The organism is Stenotrophomonas sp. NRRL B-14846, assembly GCF_050473585.1.
In the GTDB taxonomy this organism is placed as follows: Bacteria; Pseudomonadota; Gammaproteobacteria; order Xanthomonadales; family Xanthomonadaceae; genus Stenotrophomonas.
The window spans coordinates 3554027-3569736 of the sequence record NZ_JBFLUN010000022.1; the positions used below are offsets into that span (position 1 = coordinate 3554027).

The window sequence follows — 15710 nt, forward strand, 5'->3', positions numbered from 1 at the left end:
GAAGTCGCGATACCGCCCGCTCGCCTGGCAGACCGTGCGAGCGAGCTTGGGCAACTCGCTTTGGCGAATAAATTATCAATTGCGCGATGCGCAATCGGGCGCCACTTGGTGCGTGGATGTTGTTCCAAGTAGCACCTTGCGTAGCTTGTGAACTAGCGGTTCGACTGCTTCCAAACAGGCAACATTACATCTCCGCGCGAGGGCCTACTGCCCGCGCAAAGTAATGCCTAGGCTGCAATCACACGGCCAATGCCGTGTTCCGGGTAGTGATCTTCGCCTTTGAGCGAAGCAAGCAGTGTTGTCCTGTCGGACAGTTCCGCCGTGGCAACGCAATGCCTTGCGCTGTGCGAAAGCGCCCGGATTCTCGCGCCAGCCTCGTATTGCTGTCCGCCAGCCAACCTATCGTGGAGATTCCCTCATGTTCAGCCTTGAAAGTACTACTGTTCCCGTTGCCCCAGCACGCGACGAGCTGGTGCCCTCGCGTTATGCCCTGAAGGTAGGTGATGTCGAGGTCCTCGTGATCAGTGATGGCGTTCTGCCATTGCCGACGCAGATGCTCGGCCATAACGTGCCGGCATCGGAACGTGCTGAATGGTTCGAAGAAATGTACCTGCCGCAGGACGCGTTCGACTGGGCGTTGAACGTGATGGTGGTGCACAGTGGCGACCGCACCATCCTCATCGATGCTGGCCTGGGCATGGACCCGGACCTGCAGTTGCCGCGCGCCGGCCAACTGATCCGCCGTCTGGGTGCGGCCGGTATCGAACTGGGCGAGATCACCGACGTGGTGATCACCCACATGCACATGGACCATATCGGTGGCTTGCTGGTGGAAGGGGTTAAGGAGCAGTTGCGGCCTGACCTGAAGATCCATGTGGCTGCGGCGGAAGTAGAGTTCTGGAAGTCGCCGGATTTCAGCCAGACCAACATGCCGCAAGGCTTCCCGGATGCGCTGCGTGCGACGGCCAAGCATTTCTGGGGCGAATACAGCGGGTACGTGCGCACCTTTGAAGACGAGCATGAGATCGCACCGGGTGTGGTCGCTCGCCGCACTGGAGGGCATACCCCTGGCCACTGCGTGGTGCGTGTGGCATCCCAAGGGCAGGCACTGACCTTTGCCGGTGATGCGGTCTTCACGGTGGGATTCGATCAGCCGAACTGGCACAACGGCTTCGAGCATGACCCGGAGGACTCCGCGCGGGTGCGTATTGAACTGCTGAGCCAGCTCGCCGGCACCGGAGAGATGTTGGTCGCCACCCATCTGCCATTTCCCTCGGTTGGTCGCGTGTCTCGGGATGGGGAGGCTTTCCGGTGGGTTCCGGTCTATTGGGATTTCTGATCAAGTTTCCAGTACTCCGTGTTGCTTATCGTCCTCCGCAAGGGCGCACAGTAGCCGTGTCGAAACCCATTCACTCCATAGGAGGTTCCACCATGAACACCGTAACCCGTACCCTGGCTGCCACTGCGTTGGCCCTGAGCTCTCAGGCTGGCATTTCGGCGCAGGCGGCCGAGCCGGCGCGTCAGGTCGCCGTCACCAGCATTGCCCACACTGCCAGCATCATCACTACTGCCGATGGCGTGCAGCTCTACTACAAAGATTGGGGCCCGAAGGATGGCCCGGTGGTTACCTTCAGCCACGGGTGGCCGCTGGACTCGGACAGCTGGGAATCACAGATGATCTTCCTGGCAAACCATGGCTACCGCGTGATTGCGCATGACCGCCGTGGCCACGGGCGCTCCAGCCAGCCGTGGGAAGGCAACGACATGGACCACTATGCCGATGACCTCGCCACGGTGATCAGCACTCTGGATCTGCACGACGTGACCCTGGTGGGCTTCTCCACCGGCGGTGGCGAAGTGGCGCGCTACATCGGCCGCCACGGCACTGGCCGGGTGAAGAAGGCCGTGCTGATCAGCTCGGTGCCGCCGTTCATGCTCAAGACCGCCGACAACCCCGGTGGCGTGCCGATCGAGGTGTTCGATGGCATCCGCAAGGCACAGCTGGAAAATCGTTCGCAGCTGTACCGGGACATTCCCTCCGGGCCGTTCTATGGCTTCAACCGCCCGGGTGCGAAGATGTCCCAGGCCATGATCGACGCTTGGTGGGCGCAGGGCATGCTGGGTGGCCACAAGAATACCTACGATTCGATCGCCGCGTTCTCGGCGACCGATTTCCGCCAGGACCTGGCGAAGTTCGACGTGCCGACGCTGGTGATCCATGGCGACGATGATCAGATCGTACCGATCGACGTTGCTGGTCGCATGTCGGCCAAGCTGATCAAGGGTGCCAAGCTGATCGTCTACCCGGGTGCGCCGCATGGCCTGACCGAAACGCACAAGGACAAGGTCAACCAGGACCTGTTGGCCTTCCTGCAGCAGAAGTAAACGCAAGGGCCCCGGTGACGCACCGGGGCCTCTGCCATGACCGCCGGCAGGCGGGAAGGAGGTGGCCATGAACAGCGGAACACTTCACGCGGTCCACGGATTGATATACGGCATTAGACGCCCTGTGGTGCAGGTCATTGCCTATTCAGCGGCGATCATCGCCCTGTATCGCTGGACCGACGGCGCATGGATCCGACTGCCGGCCAGTCTTCTGGTACTGCTCGGTGCGGCCTTGGCCATCACCTTTGGCTTCAAGGCGGCGCGCAGTGCTGAACGCACTGGTGAGGTGCGGCGACTGCAGGCGGCTATCACTGCGGCCAGTCGCAGTTGGCTCTTGCTCGGAGATACCGCGCTGAATGATAGGCCTGCCGCGCAGCAGCTGGGCCAGCGACACCTGGCGTGGCAGATGGCATTGCGCTACCAGCTGTATTTCGATGAGGCATGGGAACAGCGCAGGCATGATCGCAACCGCAGTCTGGAATATGGATTGAGTTACCAGCCTCCAGAGAAGCCAACGCTGTTCCGCCACGCGCTGGCCCGGTATGTAGATGCAGGCGAACTGGCTCGCATTCTGGCTGCCGATAGCCCGGGGAACGAGGTGCTGGCACTGCAGGGCGAGGCATTGAAGTCACTGTTGCTGGCTGACCAGCTGCACCCGGCGGCGTTCCTGCAACTTCATCGCCTGCTGCATGAACTGCGGGGCCTGCAGGCACAGGCTGAGCGCATGAGAGTGGGGCCCGACACCCGTGCCCAGGTGTTGGCCGAAGGGGTGCTGCTGTGCCTGTTCGCGTTGCTGCTGCCTTTCGGGCTGCTGGATGCGATGGGACCGCTGGTACTGTTCGACGACCACATGGTGGGTATGCTGGCGTGCTGGATCATCGTGCCACTGTCGGCTTTACTCGTTGCCGCGTTCTGCGGACTGGCCTGGGTGGCGCAATTCAGCGGCCGTCTGTTCGATGAGGCGATGGAGTAGATCCGCGCGCCACTGGATGCGCGTCGCCGGTCGCCTCAGCTGCAATCACGTGCAGAATCCATCTACTGGATGGAAGTGGGCTGGCCAAGGCCGAGAAGCTTGTGCGGGTTGCGCTGTACCAGGATCTCGATGATTCGTTCGCCATCAGTATCGAAGGCCATGGCTGACTCCAATACGTCTTCGAAATAGCGCAGAAGCCCCAGCCGTCCGTTGAGCATGGTGGGCACCATCCGCAGTTGTTCTCTGCGTCTCAGGTGTGGGGCATACAGGAGCTGTGCGATGCGTGCCCCACCCACCATCGGCTTCGGGAAGCTGGTAACGATCCCCCCGCCATCGCCGATCAGCACGGCTGACTCGGCCATCAACGCCTTCATTGCCTTGAGATCACCGCTGGATGCGGCCTCGGCGAAGCGGCGCATCAGTTTCTGATGCACCTCCTGAGGCACGTTGTAGCGTGGTCGCTCCTGGCGCAACTGCAGGCGTGCACGATGTACGATCTGGCGACAGGCCGCCTCGGTCTTGTCCAGCGTCCGGGCCACCACGTCATAATCCTGGTCGAACACATCGTGCAGCAGGAAAGCCGCACGTGCGTCCGGGGCCAGTCGTTCGAGAACGTTGAGAAAGGCCAGCGAGAGGTCGCTGGCAGTTTCCAGTACATACTCGGGTGTGCTGCTGTCGTCGGTCAGCAAAGGTTCGGGCAGCCACATGCCGACATAGTGTTCTCGTGCATGGCGGGCCAGGCGTAGGGCATCGATGGCGCGCCGGGTCGTGGTGGCCACCAGCCAGGCTTCTGGATTCTCGATCTGCGCCTGGTTGGCACCATGCCAGCGCAGCCATACGTCCTGAACGACGTCTTCCGCCTCGTGTGAAGAACCGAGCATGCGATAAGCCACGCCGAATAGGCGTGGGCGGAGGCGGGTGAACAGGGCGGTCGAATCGTCCATGCCAGCGTAGACGGGACAGGTCTCCGGATTGTGACATCCGGAGACCCATCCAGGGAGCTGGCGGCGGGTTGCGATCAGTGCGGAGGCAGTACGGCCGGTTTGCCGATGTCTTTGATCAGGAAGACCACGAATTTCGCCGGCTTGGTGCTGCTGGCGTTGCGGCCGACCGTATGCAGGTCATCCGGGCCTTCATGGAAGGCCTCGCCGGGGCCGAGGGTGACTTCGGGCCCGCCGGCCACGCCCATCACGATCTGCCCTTCCAGTACATAGACGAAGCCATGCGCGTCGTGGCGGTGTACCGGATCGGCACCGCCGGGTGGGTATTCCACGGTGAGAATCAACGCTTCCTTGCCGGGCTGATCCGGCAAGGCGCGGGTCATGACTTCGCGCACGATGGGTTCGGGCGCTGCAGCGGCCGGTGCGGCAGCGGTGCTGCCCAGAGGCAGCAGGGCGAGCAGGGCCAGGGTGGGAAGGGAACGCATGCAGGTCTCCTGTACGGATGCGGGACGCCCCCGCGAGGCAGCAGCGCTGGGCGCTCAGGCCAGGTTGGCCTTGTCCAGGCCGAAGGCCTTGTCCAGAGTGCCGGGGGGGGTACGGAAGGCGACGTTGGCGCGGTTCCAGGCGTTGATCGCCATCACGGCGTAGGTCAGGTCGACGATTTCCTGTTCGGACAACTGGCCGCGTACGCGCTCGTAGACGTCATCGGGTACACCCTGCGTCGGCAGCTGGGTCAGCACTTCGGTCCAGGCCAGGCAGGCGCGTTCACGCGGGCTGAACAGCGTCGATTCGCGCCATGCGGCCAGGTGGTGGAGGCGCAGCGCACGCTCGCCGTGGATCGTGGCTTCCTTCACGTGCATGTCCAGGCAGAAGCCGCAGCCATTGAGCTGCGAGGCGCGGATGTTGACCAGATCGATGATGCCGGCTTCGATCGACGCGGTGTGGGCGGCGTGCGAGAACAGGCCGAGCTTTTTGAACAGGTCCGGCGACTGTGCGGCGTAATCCAGGCGGGCGGTCATTGCGGTGCTCCTTCGGAAGCATTGGGGACGAAGCGAGCCTACGTTCTGACTATCGACGCAGGTAGGCCGGAATCGGGCCGCACGGTGTTGAAGGAAAATCACCAATGAACTGTCACAGCCGAAGCGGCTCAGCCGTCTTCCGGGCATGGACACTCCCACGGATCCGCTTGCCGCAAACCACTCTGCCAGCGAGCAGGTCTGGCAGGCCTTTCTTGCCGGGCTCAATGAGCTGCCGCCGGATGCACGCGCCATCCTGCTGCTGCACGACGTGTTGGGCGCTGGCTTTGAAGACATCGTGCCACTGCTGGGACTGGACGTATCGACGTGTCTACAGCGCTTGGACCTGGCTCGAGCCCACCTGCTTGCACGACAAAGCACTTTGGAGCGTAAAGACTAATGAATGCCACGCCGTCCTGCCCGGCCAATGATGGTCATGATGCGATCAATGCGTCTTTCTCAACCAGCTATGCCGGAGTGCTCGCCTTCATCGCGGTTGCCGCAGAGGGCAGCTTCGCCCGTGCAGCGGATCGGCTCGGCGTGGGTCGTTCGGCGGTCAGCCGCAGCGTGCAGAAGCTGGAATCACAGCTCGGCGTGCGCTTGTTCCTGCGTACCACGCGTTCGACTTCGCTGACCCGCGAGGGCGAGCTGTTCCTTGAGGGCTGCCAACCGGGTGTAGCATGCATTCAGCGGGCGCTGGAAGAGATGCGCGACCTGCGTGAAGGGCCGCCACGTGGCCACCTGCGCATAAGCGCCAGTCATGGTTTCGGGCGTTGCGTGATTGCACGGCTGCTGTCGGCGTTCCGAGCCGAATATCCCCAGGTCTCGGTGGAACTGCTTCTGGACGAGCAGGTGCCAAACCTGGTGGCCGATCGTATCGACGTGGCCTTCCGCGATGGTGTGCTGGAAGACAGCCAGGTAGTTGCCAAACAGCTGGTGCCGATGCAATTGGTCGTCTGCGCGTCACCGTCATACGTGCAGGCGCACGGCCAGCCAGCAACCGTTGAGGCACTGGCCGACCATGCCTGCATCGGCAGGCGCTTGCCGGGTGGGCGCATGCAGCGCTGGGAGTTCCGCGTCGATGGTGGTGAAGTGCATCTGCAGCCGGAAACTGCGTTGATGTTCAATGATACCGATCTGGCGCTGCAGGCCGTCATCGATGGTTTGGGCATCGCCCAGTTGCCCAGCTACCAACTACGCGAGGCACTGCGCACAGGCAGAGTGGTGACATGCCTGGATCGCTATGCGCCATTCGATCGCGGCCATTACCTGTGTTACCTCAGCCGGCGGCAGTTACCCAAGCGGGTGCGGGCATTCATCGACTTCAGCACGCAGCGGATACGCGCAATGGATCTGGATATCCTTTCGCATTGGGAGGCGAGTCACCAGGTCGCTGCACAAGATTCGCCAGGCACGCCGGTCAAGGTCTGAACAGATTGATGCGTGGCCAGCAACAGCGTACGTCCCCGCGTGCGCCTACCATGGTGAACGTGGCCTCTCTAAGCTTCGACAGTACCCGGTAGGCCAGGGTGCCCCTTCCACATTCAAGGAGACATGCCATGAAAATCCTCGTCATCGGTGGTACCGGCCGCATCGGCAGCAAGGTGGTAGAGCGCCTACGTACGGCAGGCCATGACATCGTGGTGGCCGCGCCATCCACTGGCATCGATGTGCTGACCGGTGAAGGCTTGGACACGGCAATGGCAGGTACTGATGTGGTGGTGGATCTGGCCAATTCACCGTCGTTTGAAGACGCCGCAGTGCTGTCGTTCTTCGTGACTGCCGGTCACAATATTCTTGCTGCAGCAAGCCGCGCCGGCGTAGGCCACCATGTCGCCCTGTCGGTGGTCGGAACCGACAAGCTGGTCGCCAGTGGCTACTTCCGCGGCAAGATCGCCCAGGAACGTCTGATCCGCGATTCTGGGCTGCCGTACACAATCATTCACTCTACCCAGTTCTTCGAGTTCCTGCCCGGTATCATCCAGTCCGCTGGCGATGGCCCCACACTGAAGCTGCCCGCGGCGGATGTGCAGCCGATCGCTGCCGAGGACGTGGCCGATGCGGTGGCCCGCATCGCTCAGCAGCCGCCGGCCAATGGCGTGGTGGAAATCGCTGGCCCTGAGCGCGTACCGATGGCCGAGCTCGCCAATCGCTTCCTGTCCCTGACCGGCGACTCAAGGCGAGTGGTGGGCGACGCACAGTCGCTCTACTTTGGTGCACCACTCCATGTGGACACGCTGGTCCCGGCTGGGCGTGCTTGGACGGGTAGCATCGGCTTCGATGCTTGGCTGCAGCAGTCGGGCTTGATGCCTGTAGAGCCAACTGAGCAGTGAATCGCGTTGCTGCCCTCATGAGCACTTTGTGAGGGGTGCGGGGAGCGGTGCGGGGCTAAGCGGAAGTTCGCCCTAAGGCGTGCCCCGAGCAATTTGGGCACGCGTTGGCGGGTAAACGGCTTGCGAATCAGGCTACTTGGTTCGGCGACGATAGTTTCGAGGCGCGACCATCGAGCACATATGCCTCTACTCAAGCGCGTAGTTCAGAGTTCGCCAGCCAGATGCATCGCACAATCATCTGGCTTTGAATATGGTCATAGGGCCAACTGCCGCTACATGGAGGTTCAAGCCTGGCTTCTAGCCCAGTCCCACTGCCCTAAGCACGCAGATTAACGTGTGTTGGGTCGATGACTGCCCCTATCTCCTCTTCAAGCTAGAAGCGTACGCCGGCGAGCATGGGCTACCCCGACCACTACTCACGTGAAGCTCTCGGGAATGCGCCCCAGGGCCATATCACCTATGGCTGTCCTCTCTTGCCACTGCGACAAGTAGGGGTAGTCTTCAGGGGCTGCTGAAGATCGCTCATGAAACGCTCTGCCACCCGCCAGCAGGTTTCGCTTCTGTAGGGAAAGGATGGCCATTCCAACATTGAGCTTTGAAGGAGTTCTTGCGTCCGTCGAATGGTGGGGACGTTGTCTTTTGTTGACGTTTGCAGGTGCCAAGCGGAAGAGCTCCGTAAGCTCACTCACACAGCCGATTGGCCCGGTTGGCACAAGCTTTGACTGGACAGCTATTGGAAGGGCCGCTTTCGGAGGGGATGGATTGACCACCATAGACCCTGCGCGGAGCCTTGGAGCGGCTTCTTTGCGCGCAATTGGCCTGGCACTGCGGACTAAACTCGACGTGCAGCATGCTGCTAGGTCGTGTTCGGCTCCCAAAGGGCCCAGGAAGCGGACGGAAGGTGCCAAGCCAGGCGGAGCCAGCCCAATGGAGGGCGCCTGCCCGAGACACTATGGCTGTGTAAAACAGGGTAGTCTCTGCCAGTGCGACGCGCTGAGTCTAATGTAAATCCATCTCTTGCTCAGACGCGCGGAAAGGACCAGGGGAACAGGGAGTTAGCAAGATGGGATTTTTCACTGAAGATGAACGTCAGCAGCTGCGTATCCACAATATGATTCTGCATGTGGTCGGTGACGGTGAGTTTGAGCCGCAACCCGCACGGGCAGTCGAACACGCGCCGTTTTTCCTGTCGCGTATTCGGGATACTGATGCTGCTGCGGTACACGAGTTCCGGCAACGGTCCAGAACCCGTGATGCACTGGCGGAAATTGCAGTTGGCGCGGTCGAATTTGAGGCAGGGGCTCAAGCGATTTCGGATTCATTCTCTGGGCAGCATCGTAACACCGCTCGCGACGGTGCCTTCTTTATTTTTGAGCTACGAGTTGACGATCCGGCCGTCCGGATCTACAGCCTCATCAAGTACGACTACCGCGAAGCGATAGAGCAGGCAGTGGAGGAGGATGGGCAGCAGCGCCTGCGTCAGATCGTCCACGCCTTCATTGATGACAAGAAGGCAATTCAAAAGTCGGCACTCATTCGCATTACGAGCGGCGCTGCAGAGTCGCAGGTGTCTGCACGGGATCGAACCAAGACGTCGCCAGACATTGCCGACTACTTTTCCGCCTTTCTGGAGGTGGATCGTGCCCGTAGTGACGAAGAGCTAAATCGTGCACTTCTGGAGGCATTGCGCCAAGTCATGGTTGCTTCGACCGATTATCTCCCTAACAACGATGCCGCCGCCGCGCTAAGTGCCGCCAAGGCCCACTTGCGCGATAGGCAGCAGATCGACCAGGAGGCAATCATCGAGTCTGTCTTTGCGGCAGCAGGGCACCCAAATGAGGAAGTGCAACTCGTACTGCGTCATCGAACTACTCGCAAACTCCAGTCACAACGCCTCACGGGATTGGCCTTCCCACCTGATCGACAGGTGCTTCGCCGACCTCCGCTGCGCAAGCTGCGTACCACCGAGGGCGTGACCGTCACTTATCCAGACGGCGTAATGGTTGCCCGCGTGCAGCGCGAAGATGGTCCGGGGGAGGTCATCACTATCACCACCGATAGGATCGTTGAGGAGACTATTGTCCGTGAAGGCTCTCGCTGACGCCATTGATCACCTCGTTGATGCGGGCGGGGTGTACGTGCGGGAAGTTGCCGACAGTGCAATGGTGTCGGGCCTTGGCGAGCGCGATACGGATGCTTTGCGGGCACTCTGCAGGGAGCTCAAGTGGGAGTATGTAGTGTTGGATGCTGCCGGCGAGCAAGTCGACGGCGTCCAGCCGACCCCTGAAGGGCTGGGACCATATCGGTTACAAGTGAAGAAGCCGGAGGCAGAGGGTGGCGTACTCCGTCTCCTCACGCTTTCAGGTTTCCGCAATGCCCTGCGAGATGAAGCTCAAGCACCGATTTGGGCAATTGCTGGCTTCACTGGTCGGATCGTGACAGGCTTGCGTGCACTTCAAGGTTGGGATGACGCGACACCCCCAAAGGAAGAGCCGCCAACGAAGTCACCGCGTCGCCTGGTTCGCGAGTACACGCAGGCTCGGAAGGTTCCAATTGACCTTCGTTTGTGGCTTCCGACGGAGCTGGACGAAGCAACATTCAATCAGCCAGTGGCGCAAATTTGGGTTCAGTCTGCCATGGCGGCACTCACAGCTTGTATTCCCAACGAAATTGATCCGGATGAGGGGACGCTGAAGTTCCGAGGCCCACCCAGACTAGAGCTTAGCCGGTTCCGACCAGCCGAAGTTGCGGTGGAGCGTGCACTTTTTAATAGTTTGGTAAAAGCACTGAGATGGACCTTCGAGAATGAGCGTGAAGCAGAGCTAAAGCACACTCTTCTTGCTGGCGAGCTAGCCCGGTCCGGCCCATCCAGCGAAGATGTTGTCGTGTTCTTGCGCACCCATCTGGAACATTCTTTAGAGAGTGCCGAGATCGCTTATCAGATGACGCTCTCGGAGACTGGTCGCGACACAATGAAGATCCTTGGAGAGCTACGAAGAACGGTCTCAGATGAGACAGCAAAGATTGCCGATATGAGCCGTCAGTTGACCGGCGCGGTTTCTGCAGCAGTAGCGACTGGCATCGGTTTGATCGCAGCGCGTGTGGCTGCAAACGCGCCCACACTTCTGATCATGGCGGTCATCGGCGTTGTACTCGTCTACATAGCCATGATCATCTTCTCCGGACTGCGCTACATGAGGTTGCAAAGTTCCTTGCGTGGCGAATGGCAGCACCGTCTATATCGCTTTCTACCTGCCAGTGAGTACACCACACTGGTGACTGCGCCCACGAAGCAGGCTGAGAGCTCCTTCCGAATGACAGCCTACCTAGGTGGAGCTGCCGTCATGATTCTAAGTCTGGCATGCGCATGGTTTGCTCTCTCGCCGCAGAATGACGTAGTGACCAAGCCCAAACAAGAGGTGAGTTCAACCTCCAGTAACGAACCTGATCGCCGCTTGCCAAGAGATATCAATCATGAATGCGGCATCAATGAGCCCTGTAAACTCACAGGACTTGGTCAGGAAAAGTCTGAGACGATCAAGGTCGAATCTGACGCTCGCAGCCTTAAGCAATAGGCGTACAAAATTCAATTTATTTGGCAGCCTAAACGACCTGCGCAAGTGACATGACTAGCCAGCCCGTAGAGGTGTTCGGGCTAATCTCAGCATTGCCGTGGAGACTGACGTCCGTCCACAGACTAAGTATGACCTGCCGTATGAGCGCGCTATGCGCTGATACCTAGAGCGTGTTACGAACTCTGGCGTAGTCCCGCTACCGTAGTGGGATGACAGCGCACCGTCCTTACCGAACAGTCGTGACCGATGAGGAATGGATGTTTGCTACAACGTATCTGACCTTGATGGATCCTGGAGCACGAAAGCCCAAGGCGATTTGCGCTTGATGTCCAGTGCACTGTGTTGGATGCCGCTTGACGATTGATGCCGCACGAATCTTCACCCTGAAAAGCGGTACAAAAGTGGCCCGCGCTGTGGCTACGATGGCTACAAGCGGAAGAAGTGGGGCAAGGAGCACATGGCCATGGACACGCTCGGTCACCTGTTGGCCGTACAGGTGGCGATGGCAAATGGGCAGGTGCGTGCCCAGGTCGACGCTCTGGCGAAGAAAGTCCAGCGCGGCAGGGGTCTGACCCTGATGTTGGCCTTTGTCGATCAGGAGTACGCGGGCAAGGCGGCATCGCTCCCTTGGAGCGTCTACTCCTTCTGAACGCTGGGATGGAAAGGCCCAAAGGGAAATTTTGACGATATCGTGGGTGCATAGTGCAAAATTCCGGAGTGGAACCGCAGCGCGTTGGAAACCCTGCGCGAGCCGCTGGAGTCCGGCCACATCCGCATCGCCCGTGCGGCGCGGAGCGTGCAGTATCCCGCACGGTTCCAACTGGTGGCAGCGATGAACCCTTGCCCGTGTGGCTGGGCCGGGGACCGTAGCAACCGCTGCCTGTGCAGCGACGAACGTATCAACCGCTATCGCGCGCGGGTGTCCGGCCCATTGCTGGACCGCATCGACCTACATATCAGTGTGGCGCGTATGGACGCGGTGGAGCTGCGGGAGAGTACGCCGCTGGGTGAGCCCAGTGCTGCGGTACGTGCACGGGTGGAAGCCGCGCATACCCGGCAGCAGGCGCGTGGCGGGCTGAATGCCCATCTGCCACCGGCGGCGCTGCGTGCCTGTACGAAACTGAGCGAGGCCGATCAGGATCTGTTGGAGCAGGCCATCGAACGGCTGCAGCTTTCTGCGCGGGCGATGCACCGGATTCTGCGCGTGGCGCGCACGATTGCGGATCTGGCGGGTTGCGAGGTGATCCAGACGGCGCATCTGGCTGAGGCGATTGGTTACCGGCAGTTGGATCGGGGAAATGCATGAGCCTGATTGCCGGGAGCCCTCGTCTGCACGCGAGCAGCAACAATCAAAAAAATACCCCGGCCGCATGCCCAGAAGGACAGAGACGGTACCGGGGTGTACCTGACCACGCTACCGCACGGGAGACAAGCATTGCAATCCGCCGCAGTGGATGCGGCAGGTACATCTACCACGCACGGCCTTCTACCTACAGTTGGGCACGAAGAGGGGTCGACTGACAGTCGACCCCACCAAGGGCGCGCATCACGCTGCGGAATCCACCCGCCCCCGCTTCGCCAGCAACGCCACCCGACGGCTGACCAGCGCGTGCAGCTCCGCCAGCTCCGACGCCCGGCCAGCCGTCATGTTGTCGCCGAACAGCACCCGCGACAGCCCCGCCGCCTCGCTGTCCTCCGGGTGCTGCCAGCGGTCGCGATAGACCTTCTGGCACACCAGCCACGCCTGCGGCAGCCCACCACCGGGCAGCGGGCGGACCACGCGTTCGTAGACCTGCCAGAACTGGTACTCGGCCCGCAGGTCGATTGCAGGCGCCACGGACAGCGCCTGCCGGGGCCGTCCTGGGCCCCGGATGCCGAACAGCGGGGTTCGCGGGTTGTGCTGTGCCATGCCGACAGCATGACCCAGCAACATTGTGGGAACCTTGCGTCGCTGCCAGAAAACCCCTGTTGTTTGCGCAAGGCGGGTTTCTGGACGGATCTGGGCACCTGCTTGGGGACCGCCAAGTGCATCCACGCATGGCGTGGATCTACTTAAAAGGTCATCGAGGTACTGAACATCAGCTGCCGGGGCGCGCTGCGCTGCAGGGTCTGGTAGTCCCCCGAGAACGACGAGCCGGCGATGGTGGCGGTGCCGATGTTGTGGCGGTTGAACAGGTTGCTCACGTCCAGCCGCAGCTCCAGGCCGGGCACGGCGCTGTCCGCACCGAAGCGGTAGGCGGCATAGGTGTTGACCTGCCAGAAGGTCGGCACGCGGATGTCATTCTCGTAGGTGAAAGGCTGGCGCAGGTAGGAGGTACTGGTGGCACCGAAGCGCCAGTCACCGAAATGCGCCGACAGGTCACTGACCAGCGAGATCTGCGGATAGCCCGGCTGCGCGTTGCCCTTGATCGGGTACACCGTGTCGCCCACCACGAAATCACTGTCGTAGTACGAACGGGCCACGGCCACGCCCTGGTAGAACTGCAGGTGGTCGGTCAGGTCGGCGGTGATGCCCAGGTCGGCACCAATCACGTGCATCTTCGGCATCAACCGCACGGTATTGATCTGTGCGAACTGGGTGCCGATGGCGGCCGATAGCAGGCGATTGCGGATGTCGTTGTAGAACACGTCGCCGGTGATCGTCAGCCGGTCGAAGCGATGCGACGCGCCCACGGTCAGATTCCAGTTCTTCTCCGGGCGCAGCGTGCCGGCCACGCGGTCGAACTCTTCCTGGTCGGTGATGGTCCACGCCGAGGCGGTGTAGCCGATGTTGCCGCGCTGGGCCACGCGGTAGCCGTTCATGGTATTGGCCAGGTCGAAGAAGGCATCGGTGGATTCGGTCGGGCTCCAGAACAGGGAGACATGCGGCAGGAAGTTGCTCTTCGCGCGCAGCGTGCCGTTCACCGGCCGGTCCTTGGCGTCACCGAGGCCGCCGCCGCTGGTGCGGAAGTCCACGGCCTTGAAACCGACGCCCAGCTTCAGCGTGTCGTTCAACACGATGTCGTCCTGCAGGTAGAACTGGCGCGAGCGGGTCACCCAGCTCGATGCGTTGTCGGTCTTGAACGCGGGACCGTACACATCGAACGGACCGGTGGCCTTCAGCGGCGGGCCCTCGCCCAGCAGCGGCTGCTGGTACCACTCGGTCTTGGCTGCGGCCTTGCTCTTCTCCTGCCAGAAGCCGGCGGTGAAGGTGTGCGCGCCGGTCTCGAACTGCAGGTTGAGCATGCCGCCCAGCCGATTCACACGCGGCGTCTGCACCTGTTCGGAGAACGGCGCGCCGTTGGGCGACGGCACGGTCGGGTCGGTGAGCGTGGCCTGGGTGTGGCTGTTGGCGTTGTACAGCTGCACGTTGCCGCTCAGCGCCGGGGTGATCTGGAAGCGATGGTTGATCGAGGACACGCGATCGCGGGTGATCTGGCCGGTGTCGTACGGGATCAGTTCGGACAGCTCACCGCAGGTGTAGGCGCCGCAGGACTTGTCCGCATTCTCCGGCGAGGCCACGTACCACGCCCACGCATAATCGGGATAGAAGATGTCGGCCTTCCAGCCCAGCTTGCGGATCATGTCGAAGGAAATGTTGTTGTAACCCCAGACCTTGGCCTTGCTGTCGGACAGGAACACGGTGAAGTCGCCCCAGGCAACGTCCTGCTGCAGCTTCAGGTCGCCGCGCAGGAAGTTCTGGGTGCCCTCGCCCTGGTACTTGTCGGCGGACACGCGCTGCAGGTCGACCAGCACCTTCGGGCCGTGCTCACCGAGCTGGCCGCTCTGCCCGGATACGGTGGTGACCAGCGTGTTGTTGCTGCCCACGCCCTGCTTCACGCGCAGGTTGGGCGTTTCCTGCAGCTCGCGCAGACGGTATTCCAGGCTGCCGCCGTTGACGCTGCTGGAGAACACGCTGACCGGTGCGCCGCCGGGGCTGACCGTGATCGCGCCGATGCCATCGGGCACGCCTACGTTCACCACGCTGGTGCCGGTCAGCGAGAGGAAGCCGTTGTCGTTCAGCGGCACGCCCTCGAAGGTGATGCCCATTTCGTTCATGCGGAAGCCGCGCACGAACAGGCTGGTGGCGGAGATATCCAGGCCAAGCCCGTCGGTGGCGGTGTAGCTGGCGCCCGGCACCTGCTTCAGCATGGCCAGGCCATTGTTGCCGGTGACCATCGCGTCGAGGTCTTCGGCCTTGATGATGTAGCGGTTTGGACCGACCACCTGGGTGGGCGCAACGGCCGCACCGCGCGGGGTGGCGATGACCTGCAGGGCGTTCAAGGTGGTGGGGGTGTCATGTGCTGCGTCGTGAGTCTCGGCGGCGTACACAGGTGCGGTGATGGCCGTGATGATGGCCAGGGCGAGGCGCGTCGTGGGTGGGGTGTTCATCGGCAGATCCAGGTGCAGGGAGAGAGCGGCGCAGGCACACGCCCAGCGCGTTGCAGCACCGGTATCGGCGCCCTGGCTGGCGATGCGATTGCGTTGAAGGAGTGACGGCGCGGTGC

General features: G+C 61.7%; 14 protein-coding genes and 1 pseudogene. 10 read left to right on the plus strand and 5 right to left on the minus strand.

Annotation, left to right across the window (positions count from 1 at the left end):
• Positions 1 to 418 precede the first annotated feature (418 nt).
• From AB1281_RS18600 to AB1281_RS18610, 3 genes are all read left to right on the plus strand, one after another.
• On the plus strand, positions 419 to 1339 hold the full coding sequence (locus tag AB1281_RS18600) for an MBL fold metallo-hydrolase (RefSeq protein WP_430346643.1): 921 nt from the start codon (positions 419 to 421) through the stop codon (positions 1337 to 1339).
• A gap of 92 nt (positions 1340 to 1431) precedes the next feature.
• Positions 1432 to 2385, plus strand: coding sequence for an alpha/beta fold hydrolase (locus AB1281_RS18605; protein WP_430346644.1), 954 nt, complete (start codon positions 1432 to 1434; stop codon positions 2383 to 2385).
• A gap of 67 nt (positions 2386 to 2452) precedes the next feature.
• Positions 2453 to 3358, plus strand: a complete 906-nt coding sequence (locus AB1281_RS18610; RefSeq protein WP_430346645.1) for a bestrophin family ion channel — start codon at positions 2453 to 2455, stop codon at positions 3356 to 3358.
• A gap of 62 nt (positions 3359 to 3420) precedes the next feature.
• Here the strand turns inward: AB1281_RS18610 and AB1281_RS18615 are convergent, their stop codons facing one another.
• From AB1281_RS18615 to AB1281_RS18625, 3 genes are all read right to left on the minus strand, one after another.
• The gene (locus tag AB1281_RS18615; RefSeq protein WP_430346646.1) at positions 3421 to 4302 is read right to left on the minus strand and encodes an RNA polymerase sigma-70 factor; all 882 of its coding nucleotides are present in this window, start codon (positions 4300 to 4302) and stop codon (positions 3421 to 3423) included.
• Between the two features lie 74 nt (positions 4303 to 4376).
• Positions 4377 to 4784, minus strand: a complete 408-nt coding sequence (locus AB1281_RS18620) for a cupin domain-containing protein (RefSeq protein WP_430346647.1) — start codon at positions 4782 to 4784, stop codon at positions 4377 to 4379.
• A 54-nt stretch (positions 4785 to 4838) separates the two neighbouring features.
• Entirely contained in the window at positions 4839 to 5318 is a 480-nt protein-coding gene (locus AB1281_RS18625) for a carboxymuconolactone decarboxylase family protein (protein WP_430346648.1), read from the minus strand.
• A gap of 145 nt (positions 5319 to 5463) precedes the next feature.
• Between AB1281_RS18625 and AB1281_RS18630 the strand changes: the two genes are divergently transcribed.
• The 7 genes and pseudogenes from AB1281_RS18630 to AB1281_RS18660 all read left to right on the plus strand — a co-directional run.
• Positions 5464 to 5715: a sigma factor-like helix-turn-helix DNA-binding protein gene (locus AB1281_RS18630; RefSeq protein WP_430346649.1), complete on the plus strand. Its 252-nt coding sequence runs from the start codon at positions 5464 to 5466 to the stop codon at positions 5713 to 5715.
• Entirely contained in the window at positions 5715 to 6746 is a 1032-nt protein-coding gene (locus AB1281_RS18635; RefSeq protein ID WP_430346650.1) for a LysR substrate-binding domain-containing protein, read from the plus strand. Before AB1281_RS18630 ends, AB1281_RS18635 begins: the two co-directional genes overlap by 1 nt.
• A 128-nt stretch (positions 6747 to 6874) precedes the next feature.
• Entirely contained in the window at positions 6875 to 7648 is a 774-nt protein-coding gene (locus tag AB1281_RS18640; RefSeq protein WP_430346651.1) for an SDR family oxidoreductase, read from the plus strand.
• Between the two features lie 1063 nt (positions 7649 to 8711).
• Positions 8712 to 9749 (plus strand): nucleoid-associated protein, encoded by a 1038-nt coding sequence (locus tag AB1281_RS18645; RefSeq protein ID WP_430346652.1) that lies wholly within the window; start codon positions 8712 to 8714, stop codon positions 9747 to 9749.
• Positions 9733 to 11223, plus strand: a complete 1491-nt coding sequence (locus AB1281_RS18650) for a hypothetical protein (RefSeq protein ID WP_430346653.1) — start codon at positions 9733 to 9735, stop codon at positions 11221 to 11223. Before AB1281_RS18645 ends, AB1281_RS18650 begins: the two co-directional genes overlap by 17 nt.
• A gap of 463 nt (positions 11224 to 11686) precedes the next feature.
• The gene (locus tag AB1281_RS18655) at positions 11687 to 11872 is read left to right on the plus strand and encodes a hypothetical protein (RefSeq protein WP_430346654.1); all 186 of its coding nucleotides are present in this window, start codon (positions 11687 to 11689) and stop codon (positions 11870 to 11872) included.
• Between the two features lie 57 nt (positions 11873 to 11929).
• Positions 11930 to 12529, plus strand: a pseudogene (locus tag AB1281_RS18660) (ATP-binding protein); the annotation flags it as partial.
• 240 nt (positions 12530 to 12769) lie between these two features.
• Here AB1281_RS18660 and AB1281_RS18665 read toward each other — a convergent pair.
• Positions 12770 to 13156 carry a hypothetical protein gene (locus tag AB1281_RS18665; RefSeq protein ID WP_049444080.1) on the minus strand — a complete coding sequence of 129 codons (387 nt, stop codon included), beginning with the start codon at positions 13154 to 13156 and terminating at the stop codon, positions 12770 to 12772.
• A 119-nt stretch (positions 13157 to 13275) separates the two neighbouring features.
• The gene (locus tag AB1281_RS18670) at positions 13276 to 15594 is read right to left on the minus strand and encodes a TonB-dependent receptor (protein WP_430346655.1); all 2319 of its coding nucleotides are present in this window, start codon (positions 15592 to 15594) and stop codon (positions 13276 to 13278) included.
• Between the last annotated feature and the right edge of the window lie 116 nt (positions 15595 to 15710).